Annotated in this window: 18 protein-coding genes; 10 read left to right on the plus strand and 8 right to left on the minus strand. The window is 32.0% G+C overall.

The window, feature by feature from the left end:
- Nucleotides 1-4: 4 nt before the first annotated feature.
- From yajC to cmk, 5 genes are all read left to right on the plus strand, one after another.
- Nucleotides 5-298: a preprotein translocase subunit YajC gene (gene yajC / locus FHR24_RS13030; RefSeq protein WP_167189617.1), complete on the plus strand. Its 294-nt coding sequence runs from the start codon at nt 5-7 to the stop codon at nt 296-298.
- 102 nt (nt 299-400) lie between these two features.
- Nucleotides 401-1,354 (plus strand): YbbR-like domain-containing protein, encoded by a 954-nt coding sequence (locus FHR24_RS13035; RefSeq protein WP_167189620.1) that lies wholly within the window; start codon nt 401-403, stop codon nt 1,352-1,354.
- A complete protein-coding gene (gene coaE / locus FHR24_RS13040) occupies nt 1,354-1,938 on the plus strand; it encodes a dephospho-CoA kinase (RefSeq protein ID WP_208412357.1) in 585 nt (194 codons plus the stop codon). The genes FHR24_RS13035 and coaE overlap by 1 nt, the downstream gene beginning before the upstream one ends.
- 77 nt (nt 1,939-2,015) lie before the next feature.
- Nucleotides 2,016-3,023, plus strand: a complete 1,008-nt coding sequence (porQ, locus tag FHR24_RS13045) for a type IX secretion system protein PorQ (RefSeq protein WP_167189622.1) — start codon at nt 2,016-2,018, stop codon at nt 3,021-3,023.
- Between the two features lie 3 nt (nt 3,024-3,026).
- The gene (gene cmk / locus FHR24_RS13050; RefSeq protein WP_167189625.1) at nt 3,027-3,716 is read left to right on the plus strand and encodes a (d)CMP kinase; all 690 of its coding nucleotides are present in this window, start codon (nt 3,027-3,029) and stop codon (nt 3,714-3,716) included.
- On the opposite strand, the gene FHR24_RS13055 is transcribed toward cmk, so the two are convergent.
- Nucleotides 3,713-4,339: a 7-carboxy-7-deazaguanine synthase QueE gene (locus FHR24_RS13055; RefSeq protein ID WP_167189628.1), complete on the minus strand. Its 627-nt coding sequence runs from the start codon at nt 4,337-4,339 to the stop codon at nt 3,713-3,715. The two genes, cmk and FHR24_RS13055, sit on opposite strands and share 4 nt — an antisense overlap.
- Before the next feature lie 126 nt (nt 4,340-4,465).
- Between FHR24_RS13055 and FHR24_RS13060 the strand changes: the two genes are divergently transcribed.
- Nucleotides 4,466-5,026: a hypothetical protein gene (locus FHR24_RS13060; protein ID WP_167189631.1), complete on the plus strand. Its 561-nt coding sequence runs from the start codon at nt 4,466-4,468 to the stop codon at nt 5,024-5,026.
- 39 nt (nt 5,027-5,065) lie between these two features.
- Here FHR24_RS13060 and hemB read toward each other — a convergent pair whose 3' ends face one another.
- The 4 genes from hemB to msrB form a co-directional block, all read right to left on the minus strand.
- Complete coding sequence (gene hemB / locus FHR24_RS13065) at nt 5,066-6,043, minus strand: porphobilinogen synthase (protein WP_167189634.1); 978 nt, start codon at nt 6,041-6,043, stop codon at nt 5,066-5,068.
- A 137-nt stretch (nt 6,044-6,180) separates the two neighbouring features.
- Nucleotides 6,181-7,056 (minus strand): bifunctional 5,10-methylenetetrahydrofolate dehydrogenase/5,10-methenyltetrahydrofolate cyclohydrolase, encoded by an 876-nt coding sequence (locus FHR24_RS13070; RefSeq protein ID WP_167189637.1) that lies wholly within the window; start codon nt 7,054-7,056, stop codon nt 6,181-6,183.
- Between the two features lie 106 nt (nt 7,057-7,162).
- Entirely contained in the window at nt 7,163-8,509 is a 1,347-nt protein-coding gene (gene ffh / locus FHR24_RS13075) for a signal recognition particle protein (RefSeq protein ID WP_167189640.1), read from the minus strand.
- Between the two features lie 237 nt (nt 8,510-8,746).
- A complete protein-coding gene (gene msrB / locus FHR24_RS13080) occupies nt 8,747-9,202 on the minus strand; it encodes a peptide-methionine (R)-S-oxide reductase MsrB (protein ID WP_167189643.1) in 456 nt (151 codons plus the stop codon).
- Between the two features lie 93 nt (nt 9,203-9,295).
- Here msrB and FHR24_RS13085 point away from each other — a divergent pair, with 93 nt between their 5' ends.
- Nucleotides 9,296-10,090: a M48 family metallopeptidase gene (locus FHR24_RS13085; RefSeq protein WP_167189646.1), complete on the plus strand. Its 795-nt coding sequence runs from the start codon at nt 9,296-9,298 to the stop codon at nt 10,088-10,090.
- A gap of 113 nt (nt 10,091-10,203) precedes the next feature.
- Here FHR24_RS13085 and FHR24_RS13090 read toward each other — a convergent pair whose 3' ends face one another.
- The 3 genes from FHR24_RS13090 to purB all read right to left on the minus strand — a co-directional run bounded on the left by FHR24_RS13090 (nt 10,204) and on the right by purB (nt 13,669).
- Nucleotides 10,204-11,823, minus strand: a complete 1,620-nt coding sequence (locus FHR24_RS13090; protein WP_167189648.1) for a M1 family metallopeptidase — start codon at nt 11,821-11,823, stop codon at nt 10,204-10,206.
- Between the two features lie 127 nt (nt 11,824-11,950).
- Nucleotides 11,951-12,322 carry a hypothetical protein gene (locus FHR24_RS13095; RefSeq protein ID WP_167189651.1) on the minus strand — a complete coding sequence of 124 codons (372 nt, stop codon included), beginning with the start codon at nt 12,320-12,322 and terminating at the stop codon, nt 11,951-11,953.
- Nucleotides 12,323-12,325: 3 nt separating this feature from the next.
- Nucleotides 12,326-13,669, minus strand: a complete 1,344-nt coding sequence (gene purB / locus FHR24_RS13100; RefSeq protein ID WP_167189654.1) for an adenylosuccinate lyase — start codon at nt 13,667-13,669, stop codon at nt 12,326-12,328.
- Between the two features lie 173 nt (nt 13,670-13,842).
- Between purB and FHR24_RS13105 the strand changes: the two genes are divergently transcribed.
- The 3 genes from FHR24_RS13105 (at nt 13,843) to FHR24_RS13115 (ending at nt 17,969) form a co-directional block, all read left to right on the plus strand.
- Nucleotides 13,843-14,994 carry a toxin-antitoxin system YwqK family antitoxin gene (locus FHR24_RS13105; protein ID WP_167189658.1) on the plus strand — a complete coding sequence of 384 codons (1,152 nt, stop codon included), beginning with the start codon at nt 13,843-13,845 and terminating at the stop codon, nt 14,992-14,994.
- A gap of 109 nt (nt 14,995-15,103) precedes the next feature.
- Complete coding sequence (gene mnmA / locus FHR24_RS13110; protein ID WP_167189661.1) at nt 15,104-16,294, plus strand: tRNA 2-thiouridine(34) synthase MnmA; 1,191 nt, start codon at nt 15,104-15,106, stop codon at nt 16,292-16,294.
- Between the two features lie 22 nt (nt 16,295-16,316).
- Nucleotides 16,317-17,969, plus strand: a complete 1,653-nt coding sequence (locus tag FHR24_RS13115; protein ID WP_167189664.1) for a S8 family serine peptidase — start codon at nt 16,317-16,319, stop codon at nt 17,967-17,969.
- The last annotated feature ends 2 nt before the right edge of the window (nt 17,970-17,971 follow it).

Here is a 17,971-nt window from a genome sequence, read left to right on the forward strand (position 1 = left end):
TAAAATGATTGTATTACAAGAAAGTCCAATGAGTCCTATGTTTTTAGTTGTAATGGTAATTTTTATCGTATTTTTTATGATAATTCCACAAGTAAGAAAAAGTAGAAACGAAAAGAAATTTAAAGAATCTTTGGTTAAAGGAACTAAAGTGATTACCACAGGAGGTATTCACGGAAAATTGATAGAAATTAACGAAGGAACCGTAATGATAGAAACCAATGCGGGGAAATTGTTAATAGAAAAAGCAGCTTTAAATATAGAGTTGACAAAAAAATACAACGCTCCGGAAAAAAAATAGTGTAATAAACACAAAAATACAAACGTCTTTAGAACTTCTAAAGACGTTTTTTTGTTTTAAAGAATACAAGTTTAATCCACATCATTTGTTACTTTAGCACCTATGGCAGACAGAAAAAAATTAGCTACTTATAAATTTAACAAAAGAAGAGATTCGGTTTTTTTACTTTTTGTTTTGGGAACCTTTATTTTTTGGTTCTTAAACAAATTATCTAACACCTATACACAAGTTGTTTCTTACACTATAGAATATGTTGATTTGCCAAATCAATTTGTTTTTCAAGAAAAACCACAAGAAAATTTATCCTTTAGAATAGAGTCCGATGGATTTTATTTTTTTTCAAATGCTTTTAAAAGAAATCAAATTCAAATTTCTTTGGCAGCCATAAAAAAAAGAGATCAATACGCTTATTACTTGCCCAATGCCGAATTAAAAAAACAAGTAAGATCTGTAATTAAAGAAAAAATAAATTTGCTAGATGTTATAGAAGATACTGTGGAGGTAAAATTGGGTAAAAAGAGTTTTAAAAAAGTGCCTGTAGTTCCCAATATTTCTATTAATTACCACTCAGGGTACAACTCTTTTAGTGGAATAAAATTAATTCCAGATTCTATTATAGTGTCGGGACCTGAAATGCAACTTGCAAAAGTGAGTAAAATAAAGTTAGCTGCATTCACAAAAAAAGATGTAATTACTTCTATTGACGAAAAAATAGAAATCATCAAACCTGAAATTCAAAAAATAGAGTTTAATAAAGAACAGGTGGAGCTAAAAATTGAGGTAGAAAAAATTACAGAAAAAACATTGATGGTAGCAGTCCAAATTATAAATGCTCCATCTGATGATGTTGTTTTGTATCCTAAAAAAGTAAAGGTTACATGTCAGGTTCGTTTGTCGCAATTTAATGTAGTTAAGGCTAACGATTTTACTGTAATTTGTGATTATAACAATAGAGGAAGCAAGCATATAAAAATAGAATTGGTTAAAAAGTCAGGAGTAGTTTCTAGTGCTAAGTTAAATACCAATCAGGTAGAATATTTAATTTTAAAAGAATAATGGTTGTTGGTTTAACAGGCGGAATTGGAAGTGGGAAAAGTACCGTGCTTAAGGAATTTGAATCCTTAGGAATTCCTGTTTATATTGCCGATGTTGAGGCAAAAATAATAATGAATACCTCTCTAGAAGTACAATCAAAAATTATAGCTTTATTAGGAAAGCAAGCTTATCATAACCATCAATTAAATAGAGCCTACATTGCAAATAAAGTTTTTAATAATAAAGATTTACTTACACAACTAAATGCAATAGTGCATCCTGCAGTTCATCAACATTTTAAAAAATTTGTAGCCCTTCAAACTGCACATTATTTAGTGTATGAAAATGCTATTTTGTTTGAAAACAAAAGTGAAGAATTATGCAATAAAGTAATTGTAGTTACAGCATCTAAAGAAAATAGAATTAGCAGAGTAATGCTAAGAGATCATATTGATAGAGAAGCCGTATTGGCAAGAATGAAAAACCAATGGAGTCAAGAAGATAAAATAGCAAAAGCTGATTTTATAATTAAGAATGATGATGTTTTGTTACTAAAAGAGCAAATCTTAAAAATTCATGAACAATTGATGGAAATTAATTTGTAGTTTAATGCCGATCAAAAATAAAATAATACCATATTTAAAATTGAAGCGTTTATATTTGTTTATCGTTTAGAATTTACATGAAATATATACTACTAACTGTTTTTATATTCCTTTCTCAAAACTTGTTTTCACAAACAGGGGGAGAAACTGTTTATGCTTTTTTAAATACTCCAACATCTCCAAAACAAATAGCTTTGGGAGGTGTTACTTTAACAACTAGAAATGATGTTTCACAAGTACTTTGGAATCCATCTGCAGTAAATAGTCAAGTAGACGGAGATGTATCTGTTAATTTTGTGAATTACATTGCAGATATTAACGTTGGTTCTTTAGTGTACGCAAGATCTATAAAACCTGAATATGGAACTGCTTTTTTAGGAGTACAGTATTTTGGATATGGAGATTTAGAAAGAACAGATGCTTCTGGACCTGATGTGTTAGGGACTTTTTCAGCTAGAGATATTGCGTTTAATTTAGGATACGGTTATACTTATAAACAAGTTACTTTTGGAATTACAGCAAAATACATATCGTCTAAAATAGATACCTATACCTCCTCTGCTTTTTTGTATGATTTAGGAATTACCTATTTACATCCGGAACTACCTTTTATAGTTTCTATCGTGGTTAGAAATTCAGGAAAACAATTAACTAAGTATTTAGATAGAGAAGAAGAGGTTGGTAAAAATGTAATTATGGCTGCAGAATATAGTTTAGAACATGTGCCTATTAAACTGTATGGTGCTATAGATGATATTTCCAATTGGGCTATTAGTGAACCCAATCCATCTAGAGAAAAAACAGATTTAAATGACAATGTAACCGAAGAAAATATTAGTGATGTAGACAATGCATTAAGACATCTTTCTATAGGAGCAGAGCTTTGGCCAGAAAAAAAACTAAATTTAAGAATAGGATACAATCACCGTAGATCACAAGAGTTTCAGTTAAGTGAAGCTAGAACAGGTGCCGGATTGTCTTATGGTTTTGGAATAAATACCAAGTACATTAAGTTTGATTATGCTTTTGCTAAATTTCAAGAAGGAGCAAAGTATAGTACTTTTGGTTTAACACTTCATTTGTAATTTATGAGTTCAAAAATAATCATTGCTATTGATGGATTTTCATCAACAGGAAAAAGTACAGTAGCAAAACAATTAGCCCAATATTTAGGGTATGTGTATGTAGATACAGGAGCCATGTATAGAGCTATAGCTTTGTATGCTTTGCAAAATGGATATGTTAAAAAGGGAGAGGTTGATAATGAGTTATTAATAAAAGACTTAAAAAATATTCAAATTACATTTCAGTACAATGCCGCTTTAGGATTTTCAGAAGTGTATTTAAACAATGTAAATGTAGTGTCTAAAATAAGAGGAATGGAAGTTTCTTCTTATGTAAGTAAAGTAGCGGCAATATCACAAGTTAGGCAAAAGTTAGTGGCTTTACAGCAACAAATGGGAGAGTCTAAAGGTATTGTAATGGATGGTAGAGATATTGGAACCGTTGTGTTTCCTAATGCCGAATTAAAGTTATTTATGACAGCTTCGGCAAATACAAGAGCGCAACGTAGGTTTGATGAATTGGTTGCCAAAGGAAATACAGCTGTAACTTTTGATGAAGTATATAACAACGTAGTAGAACGTGATCAGATAGATACTACACGTAAAGATTCTCCATTAATAATGGCAAATGATGCAATAGAAATAGACAATTCTAACTTATCTAGAGAACAACAGTTTGATCAGATTTTAGCGTTGGTAAAGACCAAACTTTAAGGAATATTTAAATATTTATGAGTTTGTAAAGAAATTTTCCATTGAGGATTTTTCATTACATATTCTACAATTTGAGGAGTCATAGTTTCTTTTTTGCTCCATTCTGGTTGTAAATACAACGTACATTTGTCAGAAACTTTAGCGGCTTGTTGCTCAGCAAAATCAAAATCACTTTTGTTGTGAATAATCATTTTTAATTCATGAGCCTCTGGATAGATACCATCTAAAGGTAATTTTGTTTTTTTAGGAGACAAACAAATCCAATCCCATTGCCCACTTAACGCATACGCTCCAGAAGTTTCTATATGTGTTTGTAATCCTCTGTTTTGTAAAGATGAGGTTAAGTATTGCATATCCCACATTAACGGTTCTCCTCCAGTAATTACAATAGTTTTGTACTTGCTAGCATTTTCTACAATAATATCTGCATGGGTAGGAGGGTGTAAATTAGCATCCCAACTTTCTTTAACATCACACCAATGGCATCCAACATCGCAACCACCAACTCTAATAAAATAAGCAGCAGTTCCTGTATGATTTCCTTCTCCTTGTATGGTGTAGAATTCTTCCATTAACGGAAGCATAACTCCTTTGTTTACAAGTTCTTTGGTTTTAATGTCCATAGGTGTTGTTTTGTGGAGTGCAAAGATACAAGAAATTAAAGAATAAAAATTATTTGTAGCCTAAAGGTTTTTAAGTCGATAAACTATAGGATTTGTGTAACTTTGGATTCTTAAATTTATACTAAAATGAAAAATTTTATTTCCCTTTTTACTGTTTGTTTACTTGTTTTTGCTTGTACCAAACCAGATACCACTATTGCTTTAAATAAAGTTGGTGTTATTACCCATAAAACTACAGTAAAAGATTTAGGAAAATTATTTAAAAACGATTCTATAGTCTCTAGATATAGCGAAGGAGATTTAGGGAATATAAATGATTATGTTTTAGATAATGATACTCATTTAATATATCAAAAAGGAGGAAAGCTATTACTTTCTATTTCTCCCGTAAATCCTTTAGATTCTATTTCTAAAATTAAAAGTGTAACGGTGTTTAGTGATCTTTACAAAACAAAATCAGAGGTTGGAATTTCATCTACTTTTAATGATGTGAATGTAAATCATTCTATAGAAAAATTAGAAGCTAGTTTTAAATCGGTAACTGTTTTTGTAAAAGATATAAACGCTACGTTTACCATAAACAAACAAGGTTTAGGGATTAAAACCTTTACGTTAGGAAATGTAGATAAGGCTCAAATTCCTGGGGATTCAAAATTTACATCACTAACTGTTTGGTTAGAAGAATAAAAAAAAGGCTTCCATTAAGGAAGCCTTTTTTTTAAGTTGTTATTTTTGTTTCTGTATTAATTTTGCATAATCTTTAGCAAAATAGGTTAAAATTACATCAGCACCTGCACGTTTGATGCTTAGTAGCATTTCGCTCATCGCTTTTTCATAATCCAACCATCCGTTTTGAGCAGCTGCGTGTAACATAGCACATTCTCCACTTACATTATAAGCAGCTACAGGTAAGTTGGTGTTTTCTTTTAGTAAATGAATAATATCTAAATAAGCCAAAGCAGGTTTTACCATTACAAAATCTGCACCTTCTGCCTCATCTAATTCCAGTTCCCTTAAAGCTTCAGTTTTATTTGCCGGATCCATTTGATATGTTTTTTTATCACCTGCCTTTGGTGCAGAATCTAAGGCATCTCTAAACGGTCCATAAAAAGCACTTGCATATTTTGCGGTATAACTCATAATGGCAATATTTTTATACCCATTAGCATCCAATTGCTCTCTAATATATTCTATACGACCATCCATCATATCAGAAGGTCCAATAATATCAAAACCAGCCTTAGCTTGTGCAACAGCCATTTTTCCTAAAATCGGCAAGGTTTCGTCATTTAAAATAATTCCGTCTTGTACTAAACCGTCATGTCCGTCTGAAGAGTAAGGATCCAAAGCAACATCACTCATTAAGCAAACTTGTGGAAATCTTTCTTTAATGGTTCTAGCAGCTTTTAAATAAAAGTTATCATCGCTATAACTATAAGTGGCTGTACTGTTTTTTAAATCTTCTTCTACCGCAGGAAATAAAACGTAGCTATTAATTCCTAAAGCGATACATTCTTCAATTTCTTCTAATAATAAATCTAAAGACCAACGGAAGTTTCCTGGCATTGATTTTACTTCGTTTTTGATGCCATTACCATCCACAAGAAACATGGGGTAAATAAAATCTTTAGTGGTTACTTCAATTTCACGCACCATGGCTCTTAAAGCTTCAGTTCTTCTATTTCTTCTAGGTCTTTGTAGCATTTTATAACTTATTTTAGAAATACAAAGTAACAAAAAAGCAGCTTGTTTTCATAGTAAATTAAAGAGGAGAAAGTTTTACGCATAAAAAAAAACTCTATGAATTTTTCATAGAGTTTTTTAGGAATATATTTTTTGTATTAAGCTTTTTGTTCTCCGGCTAACAAAGTGTTTTTTAACAACATTGCAATAGTCATTGGACCTACACCACCTGGTACAGGAGTAATGAAACTTGCTTTTGGAGCAACGGATTCAAAATGAACATCACCTGCCAAACGGAAGCCGCTTTTTTTGGTTGCATCATCTAAACGAGTAATACCCACATCAATAATAGTTACTCCTTCTTTAACCATATCTCCTGTTAAAAATTCTGCAACTCCTAAGGCTACAACAATAATATCAGCATTTAAAGTTAATTCTTTTAAGTTGCTGGTTCTAGAGTGTGCAACGGTAACAGTAGCATCTCCCGCAGCTCTTTTTTGAGACATTAAAATACTCATAGGACGACCTACAATATGAGAACGACCAATAACCACAACATTTTTACCAGAAGTAGGTACGTTGTAACGTTCTAATAATTCCATAACTCCATAAGGAGTTGCAGGTAAAAAAGTAGGCAATTCTAAAGCCATTCTACCTACGTTTGTCGGATGAAATCCATCAACATCTTTGGTCGCATCTACGGCTAATAAAACTTTGTGCTCATCAATATGCTTAGGTAATGGTAATTGTACAATATATCCATCAATAGCATCATTGTTGTTTAATTTATCAATGGTAGCTAATAACTCTGCTTCTGTAGTTGTATCGGGTAATTCTACCAAAGTAGAATCAAAACCAACCAATTCACAAGCTTTTACTTTAGCACCTACATAGGTTTTACTGGCTCCGTCGTTTCCAACAATTACAGCTGCTAAGTGAGGTGTTTTTTTACCTTGAGCTTTTAATTCTTTTACTTTTTCTGCAATTTCAGCTTTGATGTCTGCAGACGTTTTTTTACCATCTAATATTGTCATCTTGTTGTTATTTAGTACTAAGTACAGTGTACAAAGTATTAAGTTTTATATTTAATCGTTGTAAAAAATACTCAGTACCAACTACTCAGTACTAACTACTAAAATATTACATTCCCGGCATTCCACCTTTCATACCACCCATCATTTGCATCATTTTTTTAGCACCTCCACCTTGCATCATTTTCATCATCTTGCTCATCTGAAAAAATTGTTTTAGCAATTGGTTTACCTCTGTAATGCTAGTTCCAGATCCTTTTGCAATTCTCTTTTTACGAGAAGCGTTAATTGTTTTAGGCTCTGTTCTTTCTAAAGGAGTCATAGAGTTGATGATTGCTTCAATACCTTTAAAAGCATCGTCATCAATATCTACATCTTTAAGGGCTTTTCCTGCACCTGGTATCATTCCTACCAAGTCTTTCATGTTCCCCATTTTTTTGATTTGTTGAATTTGACTTAAGAAATCATCAAAACCAAATTGATTTTTAGCAATTTTCTTTTGCAGTTTTCTAGCTTCTTCCTCATCAAATTGTTCTTGAGCACGTTCTACCAAAGAAACAACATCTCCCATTCCCAAAATACGATCAGCCATACGGTCTGGATAGAAAACATCAATTGCTTCCATTTTTTCTCCAGTACCAATAAATTTAATAGGCTTGTTTACTACAGATTTAATGGTTAACGCAGCTCCACCACGTGTATCACCATCTAATTTGGTTAAAACAACTCCATCAAAATTTAACAAGTCGTTAAATGCTTTGGCAGTATTCACAGCATCTTGTCCTGTCATAGAATCTACAACAAACAATGTTTCTTGTGGATTAACAGCTTTGTGAATGTTAGAAATTTCTGTCATTAAAGCTTCATCAATAGCCAAACGACCTGCGGTATCTATAATTACTGTGTTTTTACCATTTGCTTTTGCATGCGCAATTGCATTTTTGGCAATTTCAACAGGGTTTTTATTTTCAAGTTCAGCATATACTTCAACTCCAATTTGTTCTCCAACAACTTGTAACTGATTGATGGCTGCCGGACGGTATACATCGGCACCTACTAATAATACTTGCTTTGCTTTTTTAGTTTTTAAGAAATTGGCTAATTTACCAGAAAAGGTAGTTTTACCAGACCCTTGCAAACCTGCCATTAAAATTACGGTTGGGTTTCCTGTTAAATTAACTCCAGCAGTTTCTCCTCCCATTAAGTCGGTTAACTCGTCTTTTACCAACTTAACCATTAACTGACCTGGATTTAAGGTAGTTAATACATCTTGACCAATGGCTTTTTCTTTAACTCTTACAGTAAATTCTTTGGCAATTTTAAAGTTAACATCGGCATCTAATAATGCTCTACGTACTTCTTTTAGCGTTTCAGCTACATTTACTTCCGTTATTTTTCCGTGTCCTTTTAAAAGATGTAAGGCTTTATCTAATTTATCTGATAAATTATTAAACATATGTTGTAATTTACTTTGTTAAAGTTGAGGTGCAAATATACAAGAATCTGCTAACTTATAAAGGGTTTATAGTCAACAAAAAACCCTCCAATATTGGAGGGTAAAATTTGTAAAACATAAAAACAAATACTATTTATTTCCCTTAGCTTTGATGAAGATTTTATTCTTAAATAAACATTGTGGGATTCTAAAGTTAATCAATAACTAACTATAAATGATTGATTTATGTTAGGTGATTTATTTTTTATTAAACAATAAAGAGGCTGAGTTTACGCAATATCTTTTTCCGGTGGTTTCTTTAGGTCCATCTTTAAACATATGCCCCAAGTGTCCTTCGCAAACATTACAGATAATTTCGGTTCTTACCATTCCGTATTTTTTGTCTATTAAAAAGGCAACATTGTTATTGATATGGTTGTCAAAAGAAGGCCAACCTGTTCCTGAATCGAATTTTGTTGTAGAGGTAAATAAAGGAGTGTTACAACCTGCACAGTAATAAGTTCCTGTTTTGTAGTGTTTGTCATATTCTCCGCTAAAAGCATATTCAGTTCCTTTTTGTCTAAGTACAAAATATTGTTTTTCTGTTAATTGCTGTTTCCATTCAGCATCTGTTTTAATAACTTTCTTTTGGCTGTGCGCATTAGAAATGGTTAAAAAAAGAAGGAATAGAATAATATGGATGGATTTTTTCATAAAAAAGATTTTATAGTAAGTCGATTGTTGATAGGAATCATTACCTAATAAAAATTCAAATATTATATTTGTGATGAAACAATATTACAAATTATGAATAAGATTATCTCATCAATATTAATAGCTACGTTTTTAACAGCTTGTTCTACTGTGCCTATTACTGGGAGAAAAAGGCTGAATTTTGTGTCTGATGCTACTGTGTTACCTACTAGTTTTTCGCAATACAATACTTTTTTAAAGGAGAACAAAATATCTACCAATGTTAGTAAAACACAAGAAATAAAACAAATTGGAGGTAGAATTTCTAAAGCTGTAGATAAGTTTATGAGAGCAAACGGAATGTCTTCAGAGGCGGATAGTTATCGTTGGGAATTTAATTTGGTAGAAGATGAGCAATTAAATGCTTGGTGTATGCCAGGAGGAAAGGTGGTTTTTTATACGGGAATTTTACCTGTAGCTAAAAATACTGATGGTATTGCGGCAATTATGGGACACGAGGTTGCTCATGCTTTTGCAAAACACGGACAAGAGCGTATGAGTTCTTCTCAAATTCAGCAGTATGCAGGAGCGGCAGTTGCTATTGGAACCTCTACTCAAGATGAAAAAACACAACAAATGTGGAACATGGCTTATGGATTAGGTTCTCAATTAGGGATGTTAAAATACAGCAGAACACACGAAACCGAAGCAGATAAATTAGGCTTAGTCTTTATGATTATGGCAGGATATAGAGGAGAAGAAGCCGTAGCGGTTTGGCAGCGAATGAAATCTTTAGGTGGTAGTTCTCAGCCAGAATTTTTAAGTACGCACCCATCTAACGATTCTAGAATTGCCACACTACAATCTTATTTGCCCGAAGCTAAGAGGTTGGCAGCTAAGTATAAATAAGTTGTTTCAATCTATTGTGTATTAGTTAGAAAAATTACTTGAGTTGATTGAATTTTAACACAGATACACAAAGAGTGTTTCATAAAATAGAGTATAATCCCAATTGAATTATCTTAATTGGGATTTTTGTTTGTATGGATATAGTAGTTTTTATCTACGGTAAAATCAGAAATATTTCCTTTTACTTGTTGCCAAGTAGTAGTGTTAGGGGTAATCCAAATTTTTTTGTGATTAAGATATGTTTTTACGGGAATGTTAAAATTAGCAACTGTATTTTTCCACTGATAGGAAATAAATTCTCCGTCTTGTTTTAAAACCAATTCAGGAATATCGGTAGTATGTAAATATTGCTTAAAAAATGGTTTTACATCTAGTTTTGTTTTAGAATTGATAAAATCAATCAACGTTTTACCGCTAACTGTTTGGTGGTAGAATTTAGTATTAATTTCTTTTAGAATCTCTCTCCATAAAACATCATCATCAACTATTTGTCGTAAGGTATGTAGCATTAAACTTCCTTTAAAATACATATCTCCACTACCTTCGTTGTGTACATTAAAATGACCTACAATAGGTTTGTCGTTTTTTACAAAAGGTTTTAATCCTTGTACATATTCATTAGCTGCTTGTGTACCGTAATAATAATCTACAAACAAACTTTCTGCATAGGTGGTAAAAGATTCATGAATCCATAAATCGGCAACATCTTTACAGGTAATGCTGTTGGCAAACCATTCGTGACCAGATTCGTGCACAATGATATAATCAAATTGTAATCCCCAAGAAGATAAGCCCATTGGCTTGCCTAAATATCCTTTTTTGTATTGGTTTCCATACCCAATACAACTTTGGTGTTCCATCCCTAAATAAGGAACTTCTACTAGTTTGTATCCATCCTTGTAAAAAGGATAAGGCCCTAACCAATATTCAAAAGCTTTTAAGGTTTTGGCTACATCTTTAAACTGAACTTTAGCTTTTAATAAGTTGGACGACAATACGTAATAATCGCAATTTAATTTTCCGTTTAGTCCATAATAGGTTTCACTAAAATTGGCATAATTGGCAATGTTCATGCTAATACCATAATCGTTAATAGGATTGTTTACTTCCCAAGTATAAGAGGTGGTGTTGTTTTTATTTCTAGTAATATGGGTGCATTTTCCGTTAGATACATTAATTAGCGGAGTAGGACAGGTAACCGTTATTTGCATGGCATCAGCTTCGTCTGCAGGATGATCTTTACAAGGCCACCAAACACTTGCTCCAATAGCTTGATTGGCTGTGGCTATAAAAGGTTTTTGATACGGATCTTTACTCCAAACTATACCACCATCCCAAGGTGGATCTATGGCTTCTTTGGGTTGTCCGTGATAGTAAATAGTGATGTTTTCTAATCTGTTTTTTTTCTGTTTTTTGATGAGATTTACAAAATAACTAATTCCAATTTTAGAATACGTTAGTTTGTTTTTGTCTTGAAGTATAGAGTCTATTTGCAAAGGATCTTGTAATTCAAACTGGAGTATTTGATAAGGGCTTAGAACTTTATAAGTAATTGTATTGTTACCAGATATCATTTTAGTTTCGGGAAAGACAGTAACATCCAAAGTGTATTTTTGTACATCCCACCAGGTTCTTTCTTTGGTTAGGCTTCCTCTTAAACTATCTTGTTTGGTAAAGTTTTGAGCGGATAGACTGCACGACCATAAAATAAAAAGTAAAAAGCCTTTTAGCATAGTTGTTTTTGGTTAATAGATGTTTGATGGTTAACGTTGATCTAAGGTATAAAATGTTTAAACATAAAAAAGACAAGGTATGATTTTATCATAGCTTGTCTTTTTTAATATATGTACAACAAAATTGTTATTCTTCTATTTTATAGGTAATCCCTTCTTGTTTAAAATTACTCCCTAAATAAGAACCTTTAAACTTATAATAGTTGTTTTTAATGGCTGTTATTTTCACAATAAAAGGAATGCTATCTAATTTGTTTTTAGGATTTACTTTTCGCAATTCATATTCAAAGTTAGATTTCCAGTAAACGCTAAAAGTGTCTACTTGGTTTTTGTAAGTTTCAATTTGAATTTTTTCAGTTCTATAAAAGTTAGAACTGTCTTTTCGTTCTCCCAAATAGGTTTTGAAATGACCCTTTCTAAAAAGCGTAACATCCGTTTTATTTCCTGTATTACAAGAAATAAAAACGGATGTTAGTATCATATAGATTAAAAATCTCATCAATTAAATTCCTGTATAGTTACTTGGAGTAATTACTTTTAATTCTGCTTTAATTTCATCAGAAACTTCTAAAGTATCTATAAAATTAGCAATAGTAGTTCCTGTAATTTTTTCGTTTACACGAGTCAATCCTTTTAAAGCCTCGTAAGGATTAGGATAAGCCTCTCTACGTAAAATAGTCTGAATAGCTTCTGCTACTACCGCCCAGTTGTTTTCTAAATCTCTAGCAAAAGCATCACGGTTAATTAACAATTTACCCAAACCTTTTAAGGTAGAAGCAAAACCAATTAAAGTATGACCAAAAGGAACTCCTACGTTTCTTAAAACAGTAGAGTCTGTTAAATCACGTTGCAATCTAGAAACAGGCAATTTAATAGCTAAATGTTCAAAAATAGCATTTGCAATTCCTAAGTTCCCTTCAGAGTTTTCAAAATCAATAGGATTTACTTTGTGTGGCATTGCAGAAGAACCTACTTCTCCTTTTTTTATTTTTTGTTTAAAGTAGTCGTTAGAAACATACGTCCAAACATCTCTATCTAAATCAATAATAATAGTGTTGATTCTTTTTACAGCATCAAAAATAGCCGCCATATGGTCGTAGTGCTCAATTTGAGTAGTAGGGAAAGAATGTTTTAACCCTAATTTTTTTTCAACAAAATCAGTTCCAAAAGACTTCCAATCAATAGTTGGATATGCTACGTGGTGTGCGTTAAAATTTCCTGTAGCACCACCAAACTTAGCAGCATGCGGTACTTGTTTTAACAAGGTTACTTGTTGATTGATACGCTCTACAAAAACCATAATTTCTTTTCCTAAACGAGTAGGAGAAGCAGGTTGTCCGTGTGTACGTGCCAACATAGAAACATCGCTCCAGTCTGTAGCCAATTCTTTTAATTTAGTAACTACAGCTTCTAATTCAGCATCATAAACTTCATCAAACATATCTTTAATAGACAGTGGAATGGCAGTGTTGTTAATGTCTTGAGAAGTTAATCCAAAGTGGATAAATTCTTTAAAAGGTTGTAAATTTAAAGCATCAAACTTTTCTTTAATAAAGTATTCAACCGCTTTTACATCGTGATTGGTAACGCTTTCAATATCTTTTATTTTTTGAGCATCTGCAGATGTAAAGTTTTTATAAATCTTTCTTAAATCTGCAAATAAATTAGTGTTAAAATCCTCTAATTGTGGTAAAGGAATTTCACACAAAGCAATAAAGTACTCAATTTCAACTTTAACTCTATATTTAATTAATGCTTCTTCGGAATAATAAGCAGCTAAAGATTCTACTTTTCCTCTATATCTTCCATCAATAGGAGAGATGGCATTTAAATTTGATAAACTCATTTCTTTTTAAATATTTAAGGGACAAAAGTACATTAAAATAAGAAAAGTTAAAAGATGTTTTTTAGTATACTTTAAACTTTGTAATTTCATTTTTTTATTTTGATGTGATGCTAGATAAACACTCGTCTAATCAATAGTTAATAAATAGGTGTAATCCTTAAATTTTTAGTTAAATGCAGTTAAAAAAGTGTTTCTTTTTGTTGTTATTGTTGCCGTTTGTGGTTTTTGCTCAAAAAATTAATCAGTTTGATGCTCAGGGAGAAAGACACGGTTATTGGGAAAAAAGTTATAATTCTGGAAGAATTAAATATTCTGGAAAATTTAATCATGGTAAAGAAATAGGGATTTTTTATTTCTACGAAAACAAGATTATCAATAATTATCCTGCAGTAAAAAAAATATTTAAACCTAATTCTAATGTGGTTGATGTTATTTTTTATGATCTCTACGGAACTTTACAAAGTGATGGAGAAATGATCAACAAAAAAAGATCTGGTCTTTGGAAATATTACGATGGTAAAAGAAATATAATTTTAACCGAAGAATATAAAGACGGAAATTTACACGGTGAACGAGTTGTGTATTTTAATAATGGTAAAAAAGCAGAAGAAAGTCATTATATAAATGGAAAATTAGATGGAGTGTCTATAAGATATTCTCAAAAAGGAACTGTATTGCACGAAATGTCATATAAAAATGGTTTGTTACACGGAAGAACCAAGTTTTACGAAACCAATGGAGACATAAAAGAAACAGGTTTGTATTACAAAGACTATAAAGTAGGAAAATGGGATTTTTATATTAAAGGAGAATACATGGGGTATAAAATACCTAACAAACAAAGAAGTCACCCAGACAACCAAGATATTTTAGCCAATATTCAAGATAAAAAAGAAAAACCAAGAGTGTATCCTAAAATTTCTAACGAAGATATTTTAGAAAATATAGAACGTAAAAAGGAAAAAGAAAGAGCTTATACAGAATTAACAGATGAAGAGATTCTAAAAAATATAAAAGGTAAAAAAGGAGAAAAAAGAACGTATTCTAAAGTAAGCGATGATGCTATTTTAAAAAGCATTGCGACTAAAATGGACGATAAAATAAAAGAATATAAAAGATTAGATGATGCTTTAATTTTAAGAAATATAAAAATTAAGCAAGCAGAAGAGGAAAAAAATAAAATTAAAAAATTATCTGATGAAGAGATTCTTCAGAACATAGAGAATAAGAAAAAACAAGAAGAATCTATAGATGAGAATAAATTATCTGACGAACAAATTCTTGAAAACATTCGAAAGAAAAGAGCTGTTTCTAAAAAAGAGTAAACTAAAAAAGCCATTAAATCACGAAAAATTTAATGGCTTTTTTTTGAACATCTGTTAAGACAGCTAACTCTTATTTTTGTACTATCTTTGTACTCTCAATTTTTTGATTATGAAACGTGTAGTAGTTGGACTTTCTGGAGGAGTAGATAGTAGTGTAGCCGCATATTTGTTGCAGCAACAAGGATATGAAGTGATTGGTTTATTTATGAAAAACTGGCACGATGATTCTGTAACAATATCTAACGAATGTCCGTGGCTAGAAGATAGTAACGATGCAATGCTTGTTGCCGAAAAATTAGGAATTCCTTTTCAAGTAGTAGACTTAAGCAAAGAATACCAAGAACGTATTGTAGACTATATGTTTAACGAATACGAACGTGGGAGAACTCCCAACCCAGATGTGCTTTGTAACAGAGAAATTAAGTTTGATGTGTTTATGAAAATTGCATTAGAGTTAGGAGCAGACTATGTAGCTACAGGTCATTATTGCCGTAGAGGAGTTGTACAAGATGTACATGGAAATGACGTTTATCAATTAAAAGCAGGAGTAGATAATAATAAAGATCAATCCTATTTTTTATGTCAGTTGTCTCAAAAGCAATTGTCTAAAGCATTGTTCCCAATAGGGGAGTTAACGAAACCCGAAGTAAGAGAAATTGCCAAAGAATTAGATTTGGTAACAGCAGATAAAAAAGATTCACAAGGATTGTGTTTTATTGGTAAAGTAAGGTTGCCAGAATTTTTGCAACAAAAATTACAACCCAAAGAAGGAGTTATTGTACAGGTTGACAAAAGCAATCAAACTTATAACAAAGAAATTCCTGTTTTTGAAACTAAAGAAGAAGAATTGGCTTTTTACAGTCAAAAATATAGCTATACAATTACTAGCGGAAAAATAGTAGCAAAACACCAAGGAGCTCATTATTTTACCAAAGGACAACGTAAAGGGTTGGCTGTTGGTGGAACACAAGAACCTTTATTTGTGATAGAAACTGATGTGAAAGAAAATATAATTTATGCAGGAGAAGGAAAACAACATCCAGGATTGTATAGGAAAGTATTGTTTGTAAGCAATGCAGAACTGCATTGGATTCGTGAAGATTTATCTTTAAAAACAGGTGAGTCTAAAGATGTACTGGCAAGAATTCGTTACCGTCAGCCTTTAGAAAAAGCAACTTTGTATCAAGTAGAAGGAGGAATGTATGTGGAATTTCAAAACCCGCAATCCGCCATACAAGAAGGACAATTTGTAGCTTGGCATTTAGAAGATGAACTTTTAGGATCGGGAGTAATTGCCTAACTTGTAGGCAAACAAAATCAAGATGAAAAAAGTACTGTTTTTGATGTTTTTACAAATGGGTTTTTTACAAGCTCAAGAAGAAACACCAGAACATGCTTGGGTCTATTTTAAAGACAAACCCGATGCTGTCTATTTTTTGCAAGCTCCACATTTAATGCTCACTCAAAAAGCATTGGATAGAAGGTCTAAGCAAGGTATCAATCCAAATGAGAAAGATGTTCCTTTGTGTCCGGACTATGTGGCAAGTATAGCTACAGCCACGGGTGTTACAGTAAAAGCAAGATCTAAGTGGATGAATGCAGTACATGTATTGGGAACTCCATCAGATATTGAGGATCTTCAAAATTTAACAGCTGTAGACTCTATTCAGTTTGCTAATAAAAGCAGAGATAATACCCAACCATCAATAACTCCACAAGAGCAAAAAATCACCAAAATAAACAAACTAAAAACCTTAGAAAGTTATAGTTACGGAAGTTCATTTCATCAAACCAATATGATGGAAGTAGATGCCTTTCATAATGTAGGTTACGATGGACAAGGAATGTACATAGCTGTTATAGATGCAGGGTTTTATGGTGTAGGTACTGCTAGAGCATTTGAGCATGTGGTAGATGATAACACAGAAAATGGACAAGTTTTAGGAGGATATAATTATGTGCAGCAATCTAGCAATTTTTATACAAACACAGGTTCTGATCATGGAACACAAGTTTTATCAACCATAACAGCCAATATTGATAATCAGTTTGTAGGAACAGCTCCTAAAGCTAGTTTTTACTTGTTTATTACTGAAGATGTTGCCAACGAAACTCCACTTGAAGAAAGTTTATGGGTACAAGCTGCCGAAAAAGCAGATAGTTTGGGAGTAGATATTATTAATACTTCTTTAGGATATAGTGAGTTTGATGAAGGCAAATACAATTATACCTATGCAGATATGGATGGGAAAACAACTTTTATTTCTAGGGGAGCAACCATTGCCGCTCAAAAAGGAATGGTGGTTGTAAATTCTATAGGAAATTCAGGAAACGATTCTTGGAAGTATATGACTGCTCCTGCTGATGCAGACGGAATTGTTTCTGTAGGTGCTGTAAATGAGGATGAGAGTTTGGCTTCCTTTTCTTCTTTTGGACCAACTTCAGATCATAGAATTAAACCAGAAACATTAGCACAAGGTGGAGAGGTATATGTAGTTGATGAAAATAATAATATAAAAACGTCTAATGGAACTTCCTTTTCAGGGCCTATTATAGCGGGAGTAGCTGCTTGTTTGTGGCAGGCTTATCCAAACAAAAAAAGTTTAGAAATTAGAGAAATGATTATTAAAAATTCTGACAATTATTTAAATTCAACAGATCAAGGTGGATATGGAATTTTAAGAGTTGGAAATCTATTACCTCAATTATCAAACCCTTTAGAAGAACAGCATAAAAAAGATTATAATATTTTATTTGATCAGGTTTCTAATGTAATTCAATTTCAGTTTTACAATACACCAACAGAACCTTTACATGTACAGCTATTTTCTATTACAGGAGTTGTTTTAGAAAATAAACAAATGATAGGGAGTAATAATACAATCAATATTAATAGCTATACAAACGGAGTGTATTATTTACGCTATAGTTACAAAGGGAAGAATGGGGTAAGAGTTGTTTACAAGATAAATTAATA

The sequence above is a fragment of the Wenyingzhuangia heitensis genome (assembly GCF_011762155.1).
Lineage (GTDB): Bacteria > Bacteroidota > Bacteroidia > Flavobacteriales > Flavobacteriaceae > Wenyingzhuangia > Wenyingzhuangia heitensis.